Source organism: Cryobacterium sp. MLB-32 (assembly GCF_000738085.1).
Classification (GTDB): domain Bacteria; phylum Actinomycetota; class Actinomycetes; order Actinomycetales; family Microbacteriaceae; genus Cryobacterium.
In genome coordinates this window covers 1-2,077 of sequence record NZ_JPRS01000237.1, presented here as the reverse complement: position 1 = coordinate 2,077, position 2,077 = coordinate 1, and the positions used below count along the sequence as shown (strand labels likewise).

The 2,077-nt window shown below is 63.9% G+C and carries 2 protein-coding genes; both read left to right on the top strand.

Annotated elements, in window-relative coordinates:
• A partial coding sequence (locus JF66_RS16775) for a PLP-dependent aminotransferase family protein (protein WP_051973676.1) occupies window positions 1-933 on the top strand: 933 nt, incomplete at its 5' end.
• A gap of 27 nt (window positions 934-960) precedes the next feature.
• Window positions 961-1,953: a D-alanine--D-alanine ligase gene (locus JF66_RS16770; protein WP_231556476.1), complete on the top strand. Its 993-nt coding sequence runs from the start codon at window positions 961-963 to the stop codon at window positions 1,951-1,953.
• Window positions 1,954-2,077 lie beyond the last annotated feature (124 nt).

The following is a 2,077-nucleotide window of genomic DNA, read 5'->3' as shown; positions in this document are numbered from 1 at the left end:
GGTGACGTCGTGCTGTCCGAGGGTCCCAGCTACGTCACCGCCATGGTCATCTTCCGTTCGTACCAGGCTGATGTCGACCACGTGCCGATGGATGAAGACGGAATGATCCCGGAGGCCCTCCGGGAACACATCGCCCGCCTTAAGGCTGCTGGACGCACGATTAAGTTTCTCTACACGATTCCCAGCTTTCACAATCCCGCCGGCGTCACCCTCTCGTGGGCCCGTCGTCTGGAGATTCTGGAGATCTGCCGATCGAACAACATCCTCGTGCTCGAAGACAATCCCTACGGTCTCCTGTACTTCGATCGACCCGCACCGGATGCGATGCGCTCGATCGAGCGGGAGGGCGTCGTCTACCTGGGTACCTTCTCGAAGACGTTGGCCCCGGGCTTTCGCGTCGGCTGGGCACTCGCCCCGCACGCCATCCGGGAAAAGCTCGTCCTGGCCAACGAGGCCGCCGTCCTCTCCCCTAGCTCGTTCAGCCAGCTGGTCATCTCGGAGTACTTGGCGACGGCCGATTGGAAGGGCCAGATCAACACCTTCCGCGACGTCTATCACGAGAGAAAAGACACCATGCTGGCAGCCCTCCAGGAATACCTGCCGGAACTCACGTGGACGAACCCCAACGGTGGATTCTACGTGTGGGTGACGCTCCCTGAGCGCCTCGACTCCAAGGCCATGCTCCCCCGCGCCGTGAAGGAGCTCGTGGCCTATACGCCTGGTACGGCCTTCTTCGCTGACGGCACCGGGCGCCAGAACATGCGTCTCTCGTTCTGCTACCCCACGCCGGAGAATATCCGCGTCGGTATCCGTCGGCTCGCCACCGTGATCCGCGGTGAACTCGACCTGCTCGACACGTTCGCTGGAACCGGATCCCTTGAGCCGACGCCGAACAATGAGCGCTTCGCCGCCGGCGCCCCGAACATCTCCTGAGCACCCAATCAAGGAAAAGGCCTGATCATGAGTGAAACCAAATCAACGGATGTGGCTCCGACCGCAGCGAAGTCGATGCTCGACATCGTCGTGCTCGCGGGGGGAATCTCCCACGAACGGGACATTTCGATGCGCTCAGGGCGTCGCGTGGCGGACGCGCTGACGAATATGGGACACCGAGTCACCGTGCTTGACCCGGGTGCCGGACTGCTGGCGGAACTCGCGTCGCGTCGCCCCGATGTGATCTGGCCGGCACTGCACGGCGCCACCGGCGAAGACGGAGCGTTGCGTTCCCTGCTCGGCACGACGGGTATTCCCTACGTCGGAGCGCGCGGCGAGGCAGCAGCACTGGCTTGGTCGAAGCCGGTGGCCAAGGAGCTGGTGCGCCGGGCCGGGTATGACACCCCGGCATCAATCGCCCTCTCCAAGGAGACGTTCCGGGACCTGGGCGCGTCAAGCGTGCTGGAACACCTGCTTGGTGCTTTGAACCCGCCCGTGGTTGTCAAGCCCGCCCAGGGCGGGTCAGCCCAAGGAGTGACGATTGTCGCCACCGCTGGGGCTCTGCCGCGAGCAATGGTGGACGCCTACACGTACGCCGACGTTGCCCTTGTTGAGACGCAGGTCGACGGCACAGAGCTTGCCGTGGCCGTCATTGACACTGGGGACGGCCCTGTAGCGCTCCCGGCGGTCGAAATCGTGCCTGTGAGCGGCGTGTATAGCTTTGAGGCGCGTTACAACGCCGGTGAGACCGACTTCTATACGCCGGCTCGCATCGATACGGATGTCGCGGCCCGCGTCAGCGCCACCGCAGTCGCCATTCACGAGCTACTGGGGCTTCGCCATATTTCTCGGATCGACCTGATCGTCGACGCAGACGGCACACCATGGTTCCTGGAGGCCAACGTGCTGCCAGGGCTGACCGAAACATCGTTGGTTCCGCAGGCAATTGAAGCGTCGGGCCAAACCCTCGGCGACGTGTACACCGCGCTCGCTCGTGCGGCGATTGCCGACGCCTCCTAGACCCTCCCGCGCTCCCGTAGTAAGAGCCCCGCCGAATGAACTCGGCGGGGCTCTTACTATGTTGGCCCGAGCGCACTCCGCCCCTCCAACGCACCCCGCGGTTTCACGTGAAACAAACGCACCC